The sequence below is a fragment of the Bdellovibrio bacteriovorus genome (assembly GCF_041888015.1).
Taxonomy (GTDB): domain Bacteria; phylum Bdellovibrionota; class Bdellovibrionia; order Bdellovibrionales; family Bdellovibrionaceae; genus Bdellovibrio.
Genome location: NZ_CP168968.1, coordinates 2,066,993 through 2,085,851, shown reverse-complemented (window position 1 = coordinate 2,085,851; position 18,859 = coordinate 2,066,993). Strand labels below are relative to the sequence as shown.

The following is an 18,859-nucleotide window of genomic DNA, read 5'->3' as shown; positions in this document are numbered from 1 at the left end:
ATCAGTGTTTGAAATCAAAAATCTTTCCCTGCAAAATTAAAACAAGAAGTTTCCATGAAGGAAACCAAAGGAAGCGTAATGAAAAGGAATTCATTCGTCGCGGCTTTGTCAGTCGCTTTTGCTGCCACCTTGTCTGTGGGATTTGTGTCTGTTACTCCAAAAGTTATTTACGGTGAAGACAATCGCGTGGATGTCTATCAAGTGCAACGTGAAGACATTCGCACTTTGGCCGATTCCACGCTGGCGCTGATTCCCAAGCAAGATCTTTATAATAACGGCAAAGATGGTTTTGCTCACAAGCCCACCAAGTATGGTTGGGAGCGTGAGTTGTGTTCCGACGAAGCCTTTTTTGAGCAGCCGACTTCGGCGAATTGTTCAGGGTCTTTGGTGGGGGCTGATCTGATTGCAACAGCTGGTCACTGCGTGAAAAACACGGCTGATTGCCAGAACTATCTTTACGTTTTCGGTTACCGTATGACAGATGCCGCCACGGCACCATTAACGTCTATGTATGACGATGTCTATGCCTGCAAAGAGCTGGTGTATCGTGAGTACTCATCCAAGCAGGATTACGCCCTGATTCGCCTGGATCGTCCGGTTCTGAATAGGCCGCCGGTTCGATTGCAGCAGCAGCCTGTGCAGCCAGGGGATGAGTTGTTCGTGATTGGTCACCCTGCGGGATTGCCGACAAAGGTGGCAGATGGAGCGACTGTGCGTTCAGTGTCGAAAGGTTATTTCACAGCGAATTTGGACACCTATGGCGGCAATTCGGGCTCTGCGGTGTTCAATGCGCGAACAAATGAAGTTGTGGGTATTTTAGTGCGCGGTGAAATGGATTTTGATTACGACAGCACGAGATCTTGCAACATGAGTTATCGTTGTCAGGACGATGACTGTCGTGGGGAAGATGTCACCGATATTTCATTTATCATCAAAGCTTTAAAAAGAGCCAAAAGTCTTTAGGATTCAAAGCCTTTAAGCTGATACGAAAAAGCCCCGTTTGCCGGGGCTTTTTGTTTTTTAAGATTCAGTATTCAGTTCCGGGAACGATTTCACCAGCTCATCCAGTGCTTTCATCTGTTGCAGGAATGGTTCCACCTTGGAAAGTGGCAACGCGGAAGGGCCGTCACATTTGGCTTTATCCGGATCTGGATGGCTTTCGATGAACAAGCCAGCAATCCCGACTGCCAGGCCTGCGCGGGAAAGTTCAGCCACCTGTCCGCGGCGACCGCCGGAAGCAGAGCCAAATGGATCACGGCATTGCAATGCATGGGTTGCATCCAAAATCACCGGACTGCCCTTGGAGACCTTTTTCATGATATTAAAGCCCAGCATATCGACAACCAGATTGTCATAACCGAAGTTGGTGCCACGATCACAAAGAATGATCTTGTCATTGCCGCACTCTTCGATCTTTTCAACGATATTTCCCATTTGGCCGGGGCTCAGGAACTGGGGCTTCTTGACGTTGATAACAGCCCCGGTACGCGCCATCGCCTCGACCAGATCAGTCTGGCGAGCCAGGAAGGCTGGAAGCTGGATCACATCCACAACTTCGGCAACAGGTTTGGCCTGATGGATTTCGTGGACATCTGTAATGACCTGCACACCGAATGTTTTTTTAAGTTCAGCAAAAATCTTAAGACCTTCTTCCATGCCTGGTCCGCGATAGGAATGAATGGAAGAGCGATTGGCTTTATCAAAAGAGGATTTGAAAACATAAGGGATCTTCAGCTTGTCCGTTACTTTCACAAAGTGCTCGCAGACCTGCATGGCTAAGTCGCGGGATTCCAGAACGTTCAGTCCGGCAAAAAGCACGAAAGGCTTGTTGTTGGCGACCTCGATATTTCCGATTTTGACTGTTTTATTTTGCATAAGACCATCCGTTTCAATGCCAGAAAGGATAACATCGTTCTGCGGGTTTTGACATGGATTTTTAAAGCCTGTCATGTGTAGCGCCACTGGGCCTTGGGAAGGGGACGGCGCTTCTTGGCAAAAAGGGCAATGGCGCCTTTTCAATGGGCCGGGGATGGTTTCTTCTAAAGTGAGGAGGTCATCATGGCCGCGAGTATTTGGAAGGGCTCTATTAGTTTCGGTCTTTTAAATATTCCCGTCACCTTGCAAAGCGCGCAGAGCGAAAAAGAGGTTCATTTTTCTTTGCTCGACAAGAAGGACATGTCACGGATTAAGTACATGAAGGTCAGCGCAAAAACTGGCCAGGAAGTGCCCAGTGACCGCATTGTCAAAGGGTACGAATACCAATCAGGGCGCTATGTGATCCTTACTGAGGCTGAGTTAAAGAAAGCTAATATAAAAGCCACGCAGACCATCGACATTGAGGACTTTGTTCTTCTGGATGAGGTGGACCCTATGTTCTTTGATCGACCATACTATCTGGCTCCTCAGAAGGGCGCGGAAAAAGGATATTTTCTTTTACGGGATGCTTTGGAGGAAACTAAAAAAGTGGCCGTTGCCAAGCTGGTGATCCGAATCAAACAGCATTTGGCACTAGTGATGGCCCGGGGGCCCTATCTGGTCTTGGAGCTTTTACGTTTTTCCCACGAGGTGAAAAACGAAAAACAGATGCATTTTCTAAATGCGAGTGTGAAGAAACGCTCTTACAGCCCCAAAGAGCTCAAGATGGCTGAGGACCTTGTGGATGGGATGACTTCCAAGTGGAATCCGGATCAGTACCGCGATACCTACTATCAGGATGTGATGAAGACCATTCAACGTAAAGTGCGCGGGGGCAAAGGCCACAAAGTTCTTGAGGCCAAGGCTGAAAAAATTGAAGCCACTGACAATGTCATCGACCTGATGCCGCTTCTGCAAAAAAGTCTGCAGGCGCGCAAGAAAACCAAACGTAAAACCCGGCTGCGAGCTTAGTTATGTCGCTGAGGACTTATGGACAAAAGCGGGACTTTCGCAAAACGCCCGAACCTTCGCATAAGAAGCGCAGGAAAAAGCCGGTGTCGTCTTTGATGTTTGTCGTGCAAGAGCATCATGCTTCTCATTTGCATTACGATTTTCGCCTGGAGTGGGAGGGAGTCCTAAAAAGCTGGGCGGTCCCCAAGGGACCTTCTTTGGATCCGCATCTGAAGCGTCTGGCGGTGCAGGTTGAAGATCATCCTTTGGACTATGGGCACTTCGAGGGTCGTATTCCCAAGGGCGAATACGGTGCTGGTGAGGTGTATATCTGGGACTCGGGGGTTTGGATTCCGAAGTCATCTCCGGTGGCGGGTTTTAAGAAGGGCCACTTGGAGTTTGAACTCAAAGGACATCGCCTCAAGGGAAATTGGGATTTGATCCGAACACGCTTTGATGGGAAAAGTCCCCAATGGCTTTTGGTAAAAAGAGAAGACTCTTTCGCGCGTGCCGGAGACGAGGCTTCAGTGATTGGTGCAAAAATCACTGCACGCAGAGCGCACAATAAAAAAAACTTCAATTTTGTGAAACCCATGCTGGCGTTGCTGGTGGATGAGCCGCCTCGTGGATCTGAATGGTTGCACGAGGTGAAGTGGGACGGATATCGCATTCAAGCCCATGTCGAGGGACGGAAGGTGAGGCTTTACACTCGCGCGGGGCACGACTGGGCGGGAAAGCTTTCTTCGGTGGTTCAAGATTTGAACGAACTTGCTGTGCAGTCTGCCGTGTTTGACGGGGAAGTGGTCGTGTTGGATGCAAAAGGGCGCAGTCATTTTCAGGATCTGCAAAACTATTTCGAATCAGATCCTTCTCAAAAACTGACGTATATCATTTTTGATCTTTTAAATCTCAATGGCGAAGATCTGCGTGATCTTCCTTTGAAAGAGCGCCGTCGCAGGCTTAAGCAAATCCTGAAAGGTCAGCGTGGAGGAATTCGCCTTAGCCGGGAAATAAAGAAACTTCCATCGCAACACTGGAGAAAACTTCAGACGCAAGGATTGGAAGGCGTGATCTCAAAAAAACTCGAGAGCACTTATGTCTCGGGTCGTAAGGGTGAGTGGGTGAAAAGCAAGTTCCTGCATCGACAGGAGTTTGTGATCGGAGGATATGTTCCGGGAAAAGGGCATCGCCAGGATTTTGGAGCTTTGCTGTTGGGGGTGTATGAAAAAGGCTTGTTGCGTTTTGTAGGCAAGGTTGGAACTGGATTTGATCAAAAAAGAATTGATTCGCTATTACGGCAAATGGTCAAAATCAAGAGCGTGCAGAGTCCGTTTCAGGCGGGGGATCCGCCGAAGAAAGAGGCGGTATGGGTAAAGCCTAAGCTGCTGGCAGAAGTGAGTTTCGCGAATTGGACTAAAGGTGCGCATTTGCGTGCGCCTGTCTTTGTCGAGCTAAGAAATGACAAACCCGCCCCGGAGGTGACATCAGATTCACTGTTGCTGACGAATCCCGATAAAATCCTTTATCCTGCAGAGCAAATCACAAAACTTCAGGTGGCGGAATACTATATTGCGATGGCGGAACGATTGCAGCCTTACATTGAAAATCGCTTGTTGGCATTGCTTCGCTGTCCTGATGGAGCAGCGGGGAAGTGCTTCTTTCAAAAACACCTGCATGCAAGAGCGGATGCGGTGGCTGTTTTTGAAAAGGATTCGGCCTTGTATGTGCGCGATGCGCGGGGGCTGCTGGAACTTGTGCAAATGGGAGCGTATGAAATTCATGCCCGCAACAGTCGTGCGGAAGCGCCTGCAAAGCCGGATCAGTTTGTTCTGGATCTGGATCCTGGTGAGGGGGTTGAGTGGAAAGAGATGATATCGGCAGCCTTGCTGATCAAGAAAGACCTGGAGGCGTTGGGACTGCAAAGTTTTGTGAAGCTAAGTGGCGGTAAGGGGTTGCATATCCACGTACCTTTTAAGTCTGGCCCCAGTTGGGACGAAGTGAAGCGTTTTACCCAGCATCTGGCCATTAATTGGGAGCAGCGTTTCCCCGACAGATTTGTTGCCAAGATGACCAAAAGAATTCGTCCAGGAAAAATTTTTATAGACTATTTTCGTAATTCAAAAGGTTCCACCAGTGTTTTGCCTTATTCACTTCGGGCACGAGATAAAAGCTCTGTGGCCTGGCCAGTGGCTTGGACTCAGTTGGGAAAATATTCTGGCGGGGATTCGGTAAGTCTGAAGAAAGCTTTGCAGCTTTTGAGAAGCGGAAGGGACCCTTGGGCAAATTACTTTGCCCGGGCCCCGATTTTGCCTGTTTAGAAGTGCTTCTTAACAGTGTCGCAAACGTACTGAAGTTCTTCCTGTGTGATATAAGCAAAGCACGGAAGGTTCAAAACTGCTTGAGAGATATGGTGAGCATTGCCGTTGTCGATCTTGCCGGCCAGGTGACCTGCAGAACCGGACTGATGGCTCATCGCCCCTGGATAGATAGTGCCGTAGCCAACATTGGCTTTCTTCAGGGAATCAATCAAAGATCCACGCAAAGAAGGCTCGATCATGGCAACTGCGCAGTAACCGTTTTCTTTTACTTTTGAAGTTGCACGAGCCGGTTTCAATGGAAGTCCTTTGAGGGATTCTTCGTAGAATTTGACGGCGTTCATGCGGCTCTGGATGCGAGCATCAATGTGCTTTAAAGACATGTTCAGGAACAGGGATTCATAAGCCCCAATGCGGGAATTCCAACCAATCATGCCGTGAGAGTAGTGATCGGTTCTGCCGTGATTAATCAGTGTGCGACAGTTTTTTGCGTATTCGTCATTGGACGTGAAGATCGCGCCCGCATCACCAGAAGCACCCAGAACTTTTGCTGGATAGAAGCTAGTGGTGGAGATCAAAGCCGAGCCCAAGATGGACTGGCCGTCGATTTCAGTGCCAAAGCACTGAGCGCCGTCCTCGATCAGAAGAACGCCAGCGTCCTTTGCAAATTTGCGGATTTCCAGAGTATCCGCGGAAGCCCAGCCGTAAAGGTGAACCATCACCGCTGCTTTAGGTTTGAATTGTTCAACCGCCTGTTTGAATGTGGCAAGATCCCAGTGGCATGTTTCGCGGTTCACATCCACAGTCACAGGATTTGCGCCTACGTTGACAACGGCTTCAAAAGTCGCCCAGAAAGTCATATCAGGAACAAGAACCTTGTCGTTTTTATCAACGCCAACAGCGCGCAAAGCAATCTGAATGGCGTCTGTTCCGTTGGCACAGCCGATAGCATGTTTGGATTTTGTGTAAGTGGCTAGGTTGGCTTCCATCTCGCCAACAATAGGGCCGCCCACGAATTGGGTTTTATCGAAAAGATTTGCAACGCCGCTCAGGAACTCATCGCGGAAACCAGGCTCGAAACGATTCAGTGTGATAAATGGAACTTGTTGGATGCTCATAATATCTCTCTCGAAGAAAGTGTTTAGTCGATGAGGAAATTATCCAATAGGTCATGGCAAGTTGCAACTACGCGGAATATTTGTTTGCCGTGCATCCAAAGACTGTATCTTTTTTTACGGACTCTGTGGTGCTTTCTAGCAACACATTTTATGATTCGAGCTGGATTCTGGTCTTCTGGGCAAAAGCACTCGCGGTGACGAGTGCTTTAGGCCGCTCTTAATCCCAAGTGCGACCATCGGGCATGATTTGCATGTCCCGTCGCATTTGTTCTTCGCGTTGTCGTTGTTCGTTCATCTGTCTGCGGTGCTCCCTGAGGATTCTTTCCTGGCGGCGTTCGATGTCGTTTTGTCCCTCCAATAAAGTATTTTGAGACGTGCGTGGAGGAGGACCGGCGGGACGCCGTTCATGTGGACCTCGGGGTTGTGCCTGAAGGCTGCTTAGAGGCAGCAACAGACCCGCAGTAAGAATGATCATGGTGAGTTTCATATCGCCCCCTTTGAGTTGTTTGTTAGTGTCTGGCCTTGTTCACCAGATAGGCAGTCAGAGCCCCAATGCCGGCAATGCCCACGGCTCCCAGAATCACTTGATAGGGATGCTGAATGGCGTAGTCTTTGCCGCTATTAAACAGTGACGTTGCACGGGATTGAATGGTCGAAGGCACTTCAGAAGAGGGGCTTCTTTGTTTGGGTGTGCCAATATAAGTGGGCACATTTTCACGATAGTTGGCCATGGGGTCCTCCTTTTTATTTGGTCTCATTGTCGCTCTGTCAAAGGGTAAAGCCTATGTCTTGCTTTTGAAGTTGTTAGAGACCACAAAACAGATAGGACCTTGGTAGGTCCCGGTCTCTACTTTCGTTTGAAGTGCAGGTCGTTGTGAATGTCTTTAACCCCGGCGCACCGGGCGACTTGTTCTTCGAGGAAGCGTTTCATTTTTCGCGATTGGACCTCTCCTCGCAAAGTGACTTCGCCGTTGACCACCATGACTTCGACATCAGCGGTGTTAATTTCAATTTCAAGATTCAGTTTATCATGCAGCTCGTTTTCAATAAGCCGGTCACTTTTTTCTTCATCCTTGGAAGAGGTGGAGACAAATCGCGCATCGTCAAAGGCCGGGCGATAGCTTTCGGCGCAGCCAGGTTTTTCCTGTTGCAGTCGGGCGACATCAAGCTCACTGGAACGAAGTTCTTTTTGTGAATCCATGTCGTTGTAGCAGTGAACACTTTTTTCCTGCGTTGGGCGCTTGTTTTTAAATCGAGGAGTCACTTTCTTTGCGGTCTTCATAGTCTGTCCTTTCTTCGGTCGTGGTTTCCGAAGCTTCGGGTTTTGAGGAAGATTTCAGAACGGTGCTTTTCAGGCTAGAGATGGCCGGGCCGTTAAGTACTTCACCGGTGCAGCTGAAGCGTGAGCCATGGCAGGGGCAGTCCCAGGTTTTTTCCGCAGCATTCCAGTGAACGATGCCTCCCAGATGCGGGCAGACTGCGTTCATCGTATAGGTTCTATTCTGCAGGTCGGTGTAGATGGCAAAAGTTTTTGGCCCCTGATGCAGCAGGCGTCCTTCGCCGGGTTGGCTGGTGCTGAATTTTAATTCCTGGCGCAAATGAATTCGATCTTTGTATTGAACCAGGGCATTCATATTGTCCCGCAGGGCTTTACCCAGACTGCGCATGCGGAAGCGTGAAGGGGAATAGATGTCGGTCCATTCGTTTGGAGTTTCCTGAATCAGATCGCGCAGAATCATGGCGCTTAGTGCTCCGTGGGTCAGGCCGTGGCCTGAATCACCGCAGGCGATATAGGTGTTTCGGTCCCCCGGATTCTTTCCGATATAAGCCAGGCCATCCAGAGGTTCAATGATCTGCCCGGACCATTTAAAGGCGATAGGCCCGGAGATGCCTAAGTTAAAAAGAGCCCAATCGTGCAGGGTTTCAAACTTGCTTTCCGGATGATCCTCCTGTCCGACCCGGTGATCTTCGCCGCCAATGAGCAGAAGGTCCATGCCCTCGTGGATATCCGGTACTTTACGAATGTAGTGATAAGGTTTAGAGGTGTCCCACATCAGAATGTCGGGGAAGCTGTCGCTGGGGACTTCGATTCCAATCACATAGCTGCGGAAAGCCTTTTCCTTGTTGTGGATCTGAAGTCGGTCGTTAACGGGGACATTGGTGGCAACGACTATTTTTTTTGCATAGACGCAATATCCCGCTGTTGTTTTGGCGTAAGTCAGGGGGGTGTCCTTGAATTCGACGGCCGGAGATTCCGTATAGACTTCGCCACCCATTTTTTGAATGGCCTGAAGCAAACCCAAAAGATATTTTTGACTGTCGATGCGGGCTTGCTGGGAAAAGCGCAAAGCCGGACCGAAATCTGAAAAGTGAGTGGGCGAGACTTGCAATTCCACGTCACGCAACCCCAGCTTATGGGCCGCCTGGCCTTCCTGTTTGAGATAATCTTTGTTGGTTTCAGGGCTGAGATAGAGATACCCGTCCAGTCTTTTAAAGTCGCAGGAGATATGTTCTTCCTGAATGATCTTTTCGATCAGATCGATGGCGTCGGAGTGGCTGGCCACAGCTTTTTTCGCAGCGTCTTCACCGAGCGAATCTATAAGGTGGGCCAAGCCTTCATCCAGAATATTGGAAAGGTGACCGCTGGTGCGGGCGGTTTCGTTGTTGCCTAAGGTGTCCCGCTCTAAAAGCACGACCTTGAATCCGTTCTTTAATAGCAGATAGGCTGTGGTCAGGCCGGTGATCCCAGCACCGACAATGCAGACATCGGTTGAACAATCCTTGCGCAGTTGAGGCAAAGGCGGCAAGGGGTGTGATTGCCAGTAGGAAGGATTAATTTGGTGATGCAACTGCATGGGAGATCTCCTTTCGCCATACATAGATCGTGTGTCCGCCAATAAAAACAATCAGTGTTGAATAATAAACCCAGGCCAGCAGAACGACGATGGAGCCAGCTGCACCATAGGAAGAGGTGATAGAACTGCTGCCCAGATACAAGCCCACCAGTTCCTTGCCGATGACAAATAATAGAGCTGTGATTAGACCGGCAAATGTTGCAGCTCGCAGCGGGAAACGAGGCACCGGAAGAAAATGAAAGATGCCGGTGAACAACACAATGTACAAGACCAGCGAGATAGCGATATTCAGAAGGAAGGCCCCTTCGCCATTGTCTATCAGCCCGATACGCACAATGGTTGTCAGCACTGTTGAGACAATCAGGGACACCATCATGGCGAAGATAAAACCGAACGCCAGCCCAATGTGGAAAAGGCGGTTTTTAAGATAGGCCAGGGTGGCCTTCAGGATGCTGAGATCTTCCGGCTGTTCTTTGTTCCCCATAATCACCGTCAGGGCCGAGCGCATTTCGCCAAAGATCAATCCCGCGGAAAGGATCAGGGTGACAGAGCCCACAACTCCCGCCATGGAAATAAGGTCCGTTCTTTCTTTGGCATTTTGAACGATGGCCTGCACAGCTTCGGCCGCTACCGGACCGACAAGGTTATTCACCTCGCGCAGAAAGGCCTGCTGCAGTTCCAAGCCGATGTTGGCCACCAGAGTCAAAGAAATCATTATCAAAGGTGCGAGTGAAAAACAGGTATAGAACGCTACCGACGCCGCCCAGGTCATGGTGTGGCATTCGGTAAATCGATCTGCAAAGGTGACTACGAAGTTTCGAACTTTCGTCATGAAAGACCTCACTCTTATTATTGAGTCCTTCAAACGTAGGTGAAAGGTAAAAGTCTTTGCATAAAAACAGCGTCTTTTCTAGCCTTCGGGCTGCGGGGGAGTTCCCGGGTCCTGAGTCGGATCTTCGGGCGGTATATTGGGTTCGATTTCCGGCACGGGTTCGGGTTGGGAAGGTTCTTCAACAGGGGGTTCTGTCGGTTGTGTTTGGGGTGGGCGAGGTGGCTTCTTTTCCGGTGTTTTAGGGGTGTCCATAGTAAAACCTCCTGGGGTCTTCAAAGATCTCCCCTTGGGAAGTCGCTAACAACATTTTTATAAGGGGGGTGTTAAGTATGAGCTTTCCTCTGACGTTCTAACCGAACAGGACCCGGGACGCCCCGGGTTTTTCTCTTTTGCCTTTTAAGTCCAGTTGGACTAGATTCGCTGTTTGATCGAGTCGATAATTGTCGGCAAACAGGGTTTTTAGAGGAACTGAGATGAGAAGAGAGTTTTATACGGCCTTTGTGGTCTGCTTGATTATAAACATGGTGTTTTATTTGTATTGGCCGCCAGGGCTGTATTCGCTGTGTTTCTTTATTCCGTTCTTCCTTTTGGGCTTCCGCGACATTATTCAAAAACGCCATGCGATCAAATCCAACTTCCCTGTGTTTGGTCATTTCCGTTATATTCTGGAATCCATTCGACCTGAAATAAATCAGTATTTTATCGAATCTAATACCGATGGTAAACCGTTCAGTCGTGAACAGCGTTCCGTGGTGTATCAGCGTGCTAAGAAGGTTCTCGATACGGTTCCGTTTGGAACTCAGCACAACGTGTACGAGCAAGGCTATGAATTCGTCACGCACTCCCTTTATCCAAAACACGTGGATCGCAAAGAACTGCGTGTGACGATCGGTGGGGATCTTTGTAAACAGCCTTACTCCATGTCATTGCTGAATATTTCCGCAATGAGCTTTGGCTCTCTTTCTAAAGCCAGTATTTTGGCTTTGAATGGCGGCGCTAAGGATGGAAACTTTGCCCATAATACAGGCGAAGGGGGGATTTCCCCTTATCACTTGGAACCGGGTGGGGATTTGATCTGGCAGATCGGAACGGGTTATTTTGGTTGCCGTACCCATGATGGGGCTTTTGATCCGGAACTTTTCAGAAAAAACTCCGCTCATCCTCAAGTAAAGATGATTGAGCTGAAGCTGTCTCAAGGGGCCAAGCCGGGTCACGGGGGGATGCTTTCAGGTAAAAAGGTCACTCAGGAAATTGCTGATATTCGTAACGTGCCGTTGGGGAAAGACGTGATCTCTCCTCCGGGACACAAAGCATTCTCTGACAGTCAGGGGATGTTGGATTTTGTGACTCAGTTGCGTGAGCTTTCAGGTGGCAAGCCTGTCGGGATCAAGTTCTGTTTGGGGCATCGTCATGAGTTCCAAGAGCTGGTTAACCTGATGGTTGAGAAGAAGAGTTATCCTGACTTTATCGTCGTTGATGGCGCTGAAGGCGGAACGGGAGCGGCGCCTTTGGAATTCACCAACTATATCGGGATGCCGGGTATGGATGCTTTGGTGATTGTCGTGGATACGCTGAAAAAAGCGGGTCTGAAGGGCAAAATCAAAGTTATTGCCACCGGTAAAATCACGACGGCATTTGATATCATCAAGTTGCTTTGTATTGGTGCGGATGTGACCTATGCCGCTCGTTCGATGCTGTTGGCGCTAGGCTGTATTCAGGCACTTCGTTGCAATAACAATAAGTGTCCAACCGGTGTTGCGACTCAAGATCCAGCCTTGGTCAAAGGGCTTCATATTCCGACCAAGCGTGTCCGTGTGAAGAATTTCCACCAGGAAACTTTGGAAACCGTGGCCCATATGATCGGAGCCATGGGGGTTGCGAAACATTCTGACTTGGATCGCAGTTTGTTGCATAAACGTGTGGAAGAGGATCGAATCCGCACTTATGCGGAAATTTACCCGGGCAGTGAAGGGTAAAAAAAAAGGAGAAGCGTCAAGCTTCTCCTTTTTTGTTTTAAAGACCTGTGGGTCTTACATGCACTTGAACTTCATTTCGACGTTATAGCCTTTACCTAAAACACCATCAGCCACGGCGCCGCCCAGTCCGACGATGCCGCCGACATTGGATTCATTTTTTCCACCCATAACATAAGTGGTGCCGCCCAAAATCTTCGCAGCGGTGCTGGCTTTTTTCGCCATTTTATAATCTTTTTCGTCAAGGTCGCCCTGGTACTGAGAGTTCTCATTTACGAAAGCAGCTGTCATGTTGCGTTCTTTGCAGAAGCTGTTGGCCTGGCGAATGGCTTCGCGAGAACCTTCTTCTTTGTCGTCAGTGGCAATCACCACACGATGGATGCCATCAGCGCTGGCACGAACATCGGGATGGTGCGCACAAGCAGCGACGAAAAGAGTGGCCATAGAAGCAAGTCCCAAACGAAGATATGTATGATTCATAATATTTCCTTTATGTTGAACAGCATCGATTGTAGGAAATATCCAAAATGCTGTGCAGTCCAGAATAAATCACAGGCTTAGCAGCAGTGCACCCAGGCCAATTGTGCAGGCGCCAATCAATTGCATCCGGCTTAGGGATTCTTTCAGGAAGAAGGAAAACATCACCGCAAAGAAAATCGAGGAGTTTCGCAGGGAGATAGCAAAACCCGGCGCAGAGATTCTTAAGCCGTACAGGAAAATCAAAAAAGAAGAAGTGGCGAATGTCCCCGTTATCAGCACGCGGTAGGGGTGTGTTTTGAGTGTGCCGGAAACGCGCTTTAAAGGCTCAGAGCGGATTCCGAAAAGCAGGAACGGCAAAGAGACCACCATGGCAACCAGGAACAGCGGCATGGGTTCGGCCTCCTGGCTTAAGGCTTCGTGATAACAAAGGTGGTAGCCTGCGATAAAGAGCGCGCTTAAGAAGGACCAGATGTCGGCTTTAAGGCTGGCTATTCCACTTTGAAGCAGGTCTTTGAAGTTGATGGCCAGAATTCCGGCTAGAACCAAAATAGCTCCCATGATTTGGATATGACTTGCGTGCTCGCCCAGTAACAAACTGGAATAGGCCCATACCAAAACCATGGCTCCGCCGCGCATAATAGCATAGGACTTTCCCAAGCCCGAAGCGCGCAAGGCCTTGGATAGGGTCAGAAAATAAAGGCCCTCAAAAAGTCCCGAGAGCACGGCGATTCCAAAAATTTGCGGGCCTGGGAAAATGAACTTTTGCCCGGAAATCACCATGGTTGAAGCAGTTAAGATCCCACTGAGAAGGATTGTGAGGAAAAGAAAGCTTTCCTTGTCTTTAGAAGCTTTGGCCAGGGCATTCCAGGCGGCGTGAAGCAGGGCAGAGAGTAAAAGCAACAAGGGTCCAAGAGTCATAGGGCTGTTTTAGCTCCAATCCATGGAAAAGTGCCAGAAAAAACTGCCGTGGTGCGCCAGACTATGGTATCACGGCCACCTATGAAATTAACGGATTTGGACTTCACTTTTCCAGAAGAGCTGATTGCCACGGCTCCGCAAAGACCGTCTCGCGTGATGTGGGTGGCAGCCGGTGCAGGCGAACCTGAAGAGATCTCAATTCAGGATCTTTTGGTGCGCATTCCGGCCGGAGATGTGTTGGTGGTGAACAACACCCGGGTGCTCAAGCGCCGTGTGTTTTCGGGTGATGTTGAGATTTTGTTTCTAAAACAACTCAACGCGACCGACTGGGAGGTTTTATTCCCTTCCAAAAAGTTTAAAGTTGGCGCAAGTCTGGAGCTTCCCTTGGGTGTGCAAATGACTTTGCTGGAGAAAGGCCGCCCGCAAAAGGTCGCTTTAAGTCAGGAAGTCAGCGAAGAGTATTTTCAGAAGGTCGCGGAATTGCCGCTGCCTCCGTACATTCAAAAAGCCCGCGAACAGCGCCACACGGTGGATGCGGATGAATCCTGGTATCAAACGGCTTGGAATAAAACTCCGGGCAGTTTTGCCGCACCCACGGCCAGTTTGCATTTTTCTCAAAGCGACATTCAGGGGTTGCGCGATCGCGGTGTGCAGGTGGTGGAAGTCACCTTGCATGTGGGGCTGGGAACCTTCTTGCCAGTCACCGCTGAAGATCTGAACGATCATGATATGCATGAAGAATATGTTGAGGTCAGTAACGAGACCTGGAACGTCGTACAAAAAGCGAAGGCGCAGGGTCGTCACATCTGGTCTTTGGGGACCACCACAACAAGATCTTTGGAAAGTGCGGCGTTAGGGCTTCTGGGATCTGCGACAAGTGAAGGATACAAAGGTTTTACGAAGCTTTTGATTCAACCCGGATATGAGTTCAAGGTGGTGGATGGTCTTCTGACGAACTTCCATCAGCCGCAGTCCACGTTGGTGGCGCTGGTGGCGGGATTTGCCTCCTTGGAAAGAGTAAAAGCTTGCTATCAATGGGCCATTGAGCGAAAGTTCCGGCTCTTTTCCTATGGCGATTTGACGGTATGGACTTCACCGTCGGTCGATAAAGTTTGGAAATAATGATGAAGGATGAAGTTATGTTGGATGGAAGTAAGACAAGCGTGGGTGCAAACAGCACTCCGACAGATGCAGCAATGAGTCTTGGTGAATTCAAGGTTCACGCGACCGAGGGGAACGCCCGTCGTGCGACTTTGATGACGGCTCACGGTCCGGTGCAAACGCCGGTGTTTATGGCGGTGGGAACCAAAGCCACGGTGAAGGCGATGACTCCGGAGGAGCTGAAAGAATGCGGCACGCAGGTCGTTTTGGGCAACACCTACCACTTGCACTTGCGTCCTGGTGAAAAGACCATCGCGCGCATGGGAGGATTGCATAAGTTTATGAACTGGCATGGCCCGATCCTGACGGACTCCGGCGGCTTCCAGGTGTTTTCCTTGTCTCAGCTTCGCAATATGACCGAAGAGGGTGTGGAATTCCGTTCTCACCTTGATGGGGCAAAGCACTTTATCTCTCCGGAAAAGAGCATGGAAATCCAAATGGATCTGGGCTCTGATATCATCATGGCCTTTGATGAATGTTTGAAGTATCCGGCGACGGATGAAGAGATCGAAAAGTCCATGGCTTTGACTTATCGCTGGTTGTTGCGCTCTAAAGCTGCAATGACTCGCAAAGAAAGTTTGCTGTTCGGGATTGTTCAGGGTGGTTTGAGTCTGAAGCACCGTCTAAAGAGCATGGAGCAGATCTGTTCTGTGGACTTGCCGGGCTATGCCTTGGGTGGGTTCAGCGTCGGGGAGCCAATGCACCTGATGCACGCCTTGTTGCCTGAAGTAGCACCAAAGATGCCGGCTAATAAGCCGCGTTACCTGATGGGCGTGGGGACTCCAACGGATCTGATTATGGCTATTGATTCGGGTATTGATATGTTTGACTGCGTCATGCCTACAAGAGTGGCACGCAATGGGACGATCTACACCTGGAATGGGAAGGTCAGTATCAAGCGCAGTGAGTACAAGGAAGATCCTTCAGCGCTGGATCCAGAATGTGATTGCTACACGTGTAAGAACTATACCAAGTCTTACTTGCGTCACATGTTCATGAGCGGGGAGATCCTGGGTTCTCGTCTGAATACCATTCACAATATTCATTTCTATATGAAGGTGATGGAAAAAGCGCGTGAGGCTATCGCAGAAGGACGTTGGGCAGAGTATCGTGACTTCTGTTTGACACGCTTCGCAAAGAAGGATTCGTAAACTCGCTGAAAAAGGCTCGCCTGCTGCGTTGTCGGGCCTTGTCCTCGCTTCGACGTGCTTGGAGCACGCCTGCGCTGTGGGAAGTCCCTCCGCCTTGCATCCGAACCTTTTTGAGCGACTTTCCACTAAACTATTGATTCTTCCCAAGAATAATGCTGAATTTTAACGTCAGCTTGAAATGAAAGTTTATGGAGGAATCAATGTTATACGGACTTCTAGTATCCACAGCTCATGCCCAAACAGCAGCTTCTGGCGGCGGTCAGCCCTCAGCCTTTGAAATGTTTGTGCCGTTTATCTTTATCTTCGTAATCTTCTACTTCCTTATCATTCGTCCTCAGTCCAAGCGTCAGAAAGAACATCAGAAGTTCTTGAATGAAGTTAAAAGAGGTGACGAAGTTGTCACTTCTTCCGGCATCTTGGGTCGTGTAGAAGGTATCACTGAACAGTTCGTGACTTTGGAAATTGCAGACGGCGTGAAAGTTAAAATGCTTCGCAGCCAAATCGCGACATCTCAGAAAGCAGCAACTCAAGAGGAAAAGAAATAATGGAAGGTCTTCGCTGGAGAACATTTGTAGCAGTGCTGGGTGTGGCCGCATCTATCGTGTGGGTACTTCCTAACTTGGTGAACATGGACAAAATGTCCTGGTGGCCATCTAAGCAAAAATTGAACTATGGTTTGGATATTCAGGGTGGTTTGCACCTGGTTATGGGTGTCGATGTTGATGGGGTGGTGAGAGAATCCACAACTCGTTTGATCGCGTCCATGAAGTCTGAAATGACTAAAGAGACTATTCCTTTCGCAGATGTAAAATCTGAGAAGCCGGAAACAGGATCTGTAGAGATCGTCGTGGCCAATGCGGCGGACAAGGCCAAAGTCGAAAAGTTCCTGGCTGATAAGTATTCCACGGTATTGCAAGTGGTGGGTACAACAGACACAGGTGTAACGGCTCGTTACTTCGACAGCTACTTGAATGACTATAAAAACCGCGTTATTCAGCAGTCTATCGAAACAATTCGTAACCGTATTGATGAGTTCGGGGTGGCAGAGCCTTCCATCTCTCAACAAGGCGCGAATCGTATCTTGATCCAGCTTCCGGGGATGGCTGATGCGGAAAAAGCCAAGCAGTTGATCAATACAACTGCGAAACTTGATTTCATGATCGTGTCCTCCGAAATGAACTCTCAACAGCTTCAGGTGCTGGTTGCAGAGGCTGAAAAAGCCGGCAACTTTACTATGGAAAACACCAAGTACTCTGATTACGTGACTCGCGTGAATGAGGCTTTGAAAGGCAAACTTCCGGAAAAAACGGTTGTGTACTTTGAAAAAGCTCCTAACGCGACAACCATCGATGCGGGCGCAATTCCTTATCTGCTAAGAACAGACACAGATCTGGGCGGTGGCGCTTTGGATGACGCGTTTGTGGGTTATGACCAGTATGGTTCTCCGCAAGTGTCCTTGCAGTTCAATACTGCAGGTGCTGCGAAATTTGCTGATCTGACTGGTAACAACGTCGGTAAGCAAATGGCTATCGTTTTGGATAAGATCGTTAAATCCGCACCAAGCGTGCGTGATCGTATTTCCGGCGGTTCTGCGGTTATCACTTTGGGTGGTGGTCGTGACCGTAACGGGATGATGGACGAAGCTAAAATGATCTCCACATCTCTTCGTGCCGGTGCTTTGCCTGCTTCTTTGGAGCAGCTTGAAGAACGCCGCGTGGGTCCGACTTTGGGTGCTGATGCCATTAACAAGGCAAAATTGGGCTCATACGTGGGTGCGGCGATCATCGTGATCTTCATGATACTTTACTACAAATCCATGGGTGTTGTGGCATCCTTTGCGTTGGGCTTGAACATTCTGGGTATCTTCGCCTTGTTGACCACTTTTGGTGCGACTCTGACGTTGCCGGGTATTGCGGGTATCGCTTTGACTGTCGGCTTTGCGGTTGACGCCAACGTGCTGATTAATGAACGAATCCGGGAAGAACTGCGACTTGGGCACAGTATCAAGGTTGCCGTTCAAGAGGGCTATCACCGGGCAATGTCTGCGATCATCGATGCCAACGTGACAACGGCGGCAACAGCTGTGGTTCTTTTGTACTTCGGTACAGGTCCAGTACGTGGTTTCGCTGTGACATTGTTGATCGGTATCGTCACTTCCATGTTCGCGAACGTGTTCGTGTCTAAAGTGATCGTGGATACCTTGGTGAATAAATTCAACTTCAAGAAGTTGTCGGTTTAGTAGGTGAATATGGCTAACAATAAAACAGAATCTTTTGGCCGTTTTGATTTCGTAGGTAAGGCTTGGTTCTTCGGTGGGGTCTCATTGATCCTGGTGGTCGCTTCTTTGATTTATCTGGCGGTTCACGGAATCAGCTATGGTATTGACTTTAAAGGTGGTACCGAGATCCAGGTTAAGTTTGACCAGGGTGTGACTATTGATCAGGTTCGTGACTCTGTCGCGGGCTTGGATCTGGGTGAAGTGGGTGTTCAGTCCTTCGGTGAAGGGGATGAATTCATCATCCGTTTCCAGGGCCGTGAAGGTAAAACGGACAAGGAAACAAATGAAATCCTGAATGCAGACCTTACAAAAGTTCGCGGTCTCATCACCGAGAAATTTGTAGCGTCCAATCCGGACATCCGTCGTATCGATACAGTCGGACCTCAGGTCGGTGCGGAGTTGAAGCGTAATGGTTTGCTGGCGGTATTCTATTGCTTGCTGGTGATTTTGATCTACGTGGCGCTTCGTTTTGATTACAAGTTTGCTCCGGGCGCAGTTCTTTGTTTGTTCCACGATGCGGTGATCACTTTGGCGATCTTTGTATTGGTGGGTAAAGAAGTGAACGTATCTATCTTGGCTGCGATCATGACACTGATTGGTTTCTCTCTGAATGATACCATCGTCGTGTTTGACCGTATTCGTGAGATTGACAGCAGAAGCCACGACAAGGGCTTCAAGTTCGTTATTAATAAGTCTATCAACGAGATGTTGGTGCGTACTTTGATCACTTCCGGAACGACTTTCATTTCCGCGTTGTGCCTGTATATCTTTGCTGATGGAACGGTTGAAGACATTGCCTTCTCTATCTGTGTGGGTATCTTCTTCGGTACGTATTCCTCTATCTATGTAGCAGCTCCTTTCGTTCTTTTGATGGATAAATTCCAGTTCAAAAAAGCCAAAGCTGCTTAAGGGA

General features: G+C 49.1%; 19 protein-coding genes. 9 read left to right on the top strand and 10 right to left on the bottom strand.

Going from position 1 to position 18,859, the window contains the following annotated elements:
• Positions 1–78 precede the first annotated feature (78 nt).
• Positions 79–963: a serine protease gene (locus ACES2G_RS10150; protein ID WP_347356690.1), complete on the top strand. Its 885-nt coding sequence runs from the start codon at positions 79–81 to the stop codon at positions 961–963.
• Positions 964–1,020: 57 nt separating this feature from the next.
• Here the strand turns inward: ACES2G_RS10150 and kdsA are convergent, their stop codons facing one another.
• Entirely contained in the window at positions 1,021–1,875 is an 855-nt protein-coding gene (gene kdsA / locus ACES2G_RS10145; RefSeq protein ID WP_374000087.1) for a 3-deoxy-8-phosphooctulonate synthase, read from the bottom strand.
• Positions 1,876–2,058: 183 nt separating this feature from the next.
• On the opposite strand from kdsA, the gene ACES2G_RS10140 reads away from it, so the two are divergent.
• A complete protein-coding gene (locus tag ACES2G_RS10140) occupies positions 2,059–2,886 on the top strand; it encodes a Ku protein (protein ID WP_374000086.1) in 828 nt (275 codons plus the stop codon).
• A gap of 2 nt (positions 2,887–2,888) precedes the next feature.
• On the top strand, positions 2,889–5,183 hold the full coding sequence (gene ligD, locus ACES2G_RS10135; protein ID WP_374000085.1) for a DNA ligase D: 2,295 nt from the start codon (positions 2,889–2,891) through the stop codon (positions 5,181–5,183).
• Here ligD and ACES2G_RS10130 read toward each other — a convergent pair.
• From ACES2G_RS10130 to ACES2G_RS10100, 7 genes are all read right to left on the bottom strand, one after another.
• Entirely contained in the window at positions 5,180–6,298 is a 1,119-nt protein-coding gene (locus ACES2G_RS10130) for an aminotransferase class I/II-fold pyridoxal phosphate-dependent enzyme (RefSeq protein ID WP_347356686.1), read from the bottom strand. The two genes, ligD and ACES2G_RS10130, sit on opposite strands and share 4 nt — an antisense overlap.
• A 217-nt stretch (positions 6,299–6,515) precedes the next feature.
• Positions 6,516–6,785 (bottom strand): hypothetical protein, encoded by a 270-nt coding sequence (locus ACES2G_RS10125; RefSeq protein ID WP_374000084.1) that lies wholly within the window; start codon positions 6,783–6,785, stop codon positions 6,516–6,518.
• Positions 6,786–6,807: 22 nt separating this feature from the next.
• A complete protein-coding gene (locus tag ACES2G_RS10120; protein WP_374000083.1) occupies positions 6,808–7,029 on the bottom strand; it encodes a hypothetical protein in 222 nt (73 codons plus the stop codon).
• A 116-nt stretch (positions 7,030–7,145) separates the two neighbouring features.
• Positions 7,146–7,580, bottom strand: a complete 435-nt coding sequence (locus ACES2G_RS10115) for a BON domain-containing protein (protein ID WP_374000082.1) — start codon at positions 7,578–7,580, stop codon at positions 7,146–7,148.
• Positions 7,546–9,153 (bottom strand): FAD-dependent oxidoreductase, encoded by a 1,608-nt coding sequence (locus ACES2G_RS10110; protein WP_374000081.1) that lies wholly within the window; start codon positions 9,151–9,153, stop codon positions 7,546–7,548. Before ACES2G_RS10110 ends, ACES2G_RS10115 begins: the two co-directional genes overlap by 35 nt.
• Entirely contained in the window at positions 9,131–9,985 is an 855-nt protein-coding gene (locus ACES2G_RS10105; RefSeq protein WP_374000080.1) for a YihY/virulence factor BrkB family protein, read from the bottom strand. The genes ACES2G_RS10110 and ACES2G_RS10105 overlap by 23 nt, the downstream gene beginning before the upstream one ends.
• Before the next feature lie 78 nt (positions 9,986–10,063).
• Positions 10,064–10,237 carry a hypothetical protein gene (locus ACES2G_RS10100; RefSeq protein ID WP_374000079.1) on the bottom strand — a complete coding sequence of 58 codons (174 nt, stop codon included), beginning with the start codon at positions 10,235–10,237 and terminating at the stop codon, positions 10,064–10,066.
• A 221-nt stretch (positions 10,238–10,458) separates the two neighbouring features.
• Between ACES2G_RS10100 and ACES2G_RS10095 the strand changes: the two genes are divergently transcribed.
• A complete protein-coding gene (locus ACES2G_RS10095) occupies positions 10,459–11,961 on the top strand; it encodes an FMN-binding glutamate synthase family protein (RefSeq protein ID WP_347356676.1) in 1,503 nt (500 codons plus the stop codon).
• A 54-nt stretch (positions 11,962–12,015) separates the two neighbouring features.
• Here ACES2G_RS10095 and ACES2G_RS10090 read toward each other — a convergent pair whose 3' ends face one another.
• Positions 12,016–12,438: a hypothetical protein gene (locus ACES2G_RS10090; protein ID WP_347356674.1), complete on the bottom strand. Its 423-nt coding sequence runs from the start codon at positions 12,436–12,438 to the stop codon at positions 12,016–12,018.
• Between the two features lie 69 nt (positions 12,439–12,507).
• A complete protein-coding gene (locus ACES2G_RS10085; protein ID WP_374000078.1) occupies positions 12,508–13,356 on the bottom strand; it encodes an EamA family transporter in 849 nt (282 codons plus the stop codon).
• A gap of 81 nt (positions 13,357–13,437) precedes the next feature.
• Between ACES2G_RS10085 and queA the strand changes: the two genes are divergently transcribed.
• The 5 genes from queA to secF all read left to right on the top strand — a co-directional run bounded on the left by queA (position 13,438) and on the right by secF (position 18,855).
• The gene (gene queA / locus ACES2G_RS10080) at positions 13,438–14,478 is read left to right on the top strand and encodes a tRNA preQ1(34) S-adenosylmethionine ribosyltransferase-isomerase QueA (protein ID WP_347356671.1); all 1,041 of its coding nucleotides are present in this window, start codon (positions 13,438–13,440) and stop codon (positions 14,476–14,478) included.
• Positions 14,479–14,495: 17 nt separating this feature from the next.
• On the top strand, positions 14,496–15,668 hold the full coding sequence (tgt, locus tag ACES2G_RS10075; protein WP_374000077.1) for a tRNA guanosine(34) transglycosylase Tgt: 1,173 nt from the start codon (positions 14,496–14,498) through the stop codon (positions 15,666–15,668).
• 200 nt (positions 15,669–15,868) lie between these two features.
• Entirely contained in the window at positions 15,869–16,213 is a 345-nt protein-coding gene (yajC, locus tag ACES2G_RS10070; protein WP_347356666.1) for a preprotein translocase subunit YajC, read from the top strand.
• The gene (secD, locus tag ACES2G_RS10065) at positions 16,213–17,907 is read left to right on the top strand and encodes a protein translocase subunit SecD (RefSeq protein ID WP_374000076.1); all 1,695 of its coding nucleotides are present in this window, start codon (positions 16,213–16,215) and stop codon (positions 17,905–17,907) included. The genes yajC and secD overlap by 1 nt, the downstream gene beginning before the upstream one ends.
• Positions 17,908–17,916: 9 nt before the next feature.
• Complete coding sequence (secF, locus tag ACES2G_RS10060; protein WP_374000075.1) at positions 17,917–18,855, top strand: protein translocase subunit SecF; 939 nt, start codon at positions 17,917–17,919, stop codon at positions 18,853–18,855.
• Positions 18,856–18,859 lie beyond the last annotated feature (4 nt).

Coding starts and splice junctions, on each gene's coding strand:
- ACES2G_RS10150 (WP_347356690.1), top strand. CDS start 79: ATGAAAAGGAATTCATTCGTCGCGGCTTTGTCAGTCGCTTTTGCTGCC.
- kdsA (WP_374000087.1), bottom strand. CDS start 1,875: ATGCAAAATAAAACAGTCAAAATCGGAAATATCGAGGTCGCCAACAAC.
- ACES2G_RS10140 (WP_374000086.1), top strand. CDS start 2,059: ATGGCCGCGAGTATTTGGAAGGGCTCTATTAGTTTCGGTCTTTTAAAT.
- ligD (WP_374000085.1), top strand. CDS start 2,889: ATGTCGCTGAGGACTTATGGACAAAAGCGGGACTTTCGCAAAACGCCC.
- ACES2G_RS10130 (WP_347356686.1), bottom strand. CDS start 6,298: ATGAGCATCCAACAAGTTCCATTTATCACACTGAATCGTTTCGAGCCT.
- ACES2G_RS10125 (WP_374000084.1), bottom strand. CDS start 6,785: ATGAAACTCACCATGATCATTCTTACTGCGGGTCTGTTGCTGCCTCTA.
- ACES2G_RS10120 (WP_374000083.1), bottom strand. CDS start 7,029: ATGGCCAACTATCGTGAAAATGTGCCCACTTATATTGGCACACCCAAA.
- ACES2G_RS10115 (WP_374000082.1), bottom strand. CDS start 7,580: ATGAAGACCGCAAAGAAAGTGACTCCTCGATTTAAAAACAAGCGCCCA.
- ACES2G_RS10110 (WP_374000081.1), bottom strand. CDS start 9,153: ATGCAGTTGCATCACCAAATTAATCCTTCCTACTGGCAATCACACCCC.
- ACES2G_RS10105 (WP_374000080.1), bottom strand. CDS start 9,985: ATGACGAAAGTTCGAAACTTCGTAGTCACCTTTGCAGATCGATTTACC.
- ACES2G_RS10100 (WP_374000079.1), bottom strand. CDS start 10,237: ATGGACACCCCTAAAACACCGGAAAAGAAGCCACCTCGCCCACCCCAA.
- ACES2G_RS10095 (WP_347356676.1), top strand. CDS start 10,459: ATGAGAAGAGAGTTTTATACGGCCTTTGTGGTCTGCTTGATTATAAAC.
- ACES2G_RS10090 (WP_347356674.1), bottom strand. CDS start 12,438: ATGAATCATACATATCTTCGTTTGGGACTTGCTTCTATGGCCACTCTT.
- ACES2G_RS10085 (WP_374000078.1), bottom strand. CDS start 13,356: ATGACTCTTGGACCCTTGTTGCTTTTACTCTCTGCCCTGCTTCACGCC.
- queA (WP_347356671.1), top strand. CDS start 13,438: ATGAAATTAACGGATTTGGACTTCACTTTTCCAGAAGAGCTGATTGCC.
- tgt (WP_374000077.1), top strand. CDS start 14,496: ATGTTGGATGGAAGTAAGACAAGCGTGGGTGCAAACAGCACTCCGACA.
- yajC (WP_347356666.1), top strand. CDS start 15,869: ATGTTATACGGACTTCTAGTATCCACAGCTCATGCCCAAACAGCAGCT.
- secD (WP_374000076.1), top strand. CDS start 16,213: ATGGAAGGTCTTCGCTGGAGAACATTTGTAGCAGTGCTGGGTGTGGCC.
- secF (WP_374000075.1), top strand. CDS start 17,917: ATGGCTAACAATAAAACAGAATCTTTTGGCCGTTTTGATTTCGTAGGT.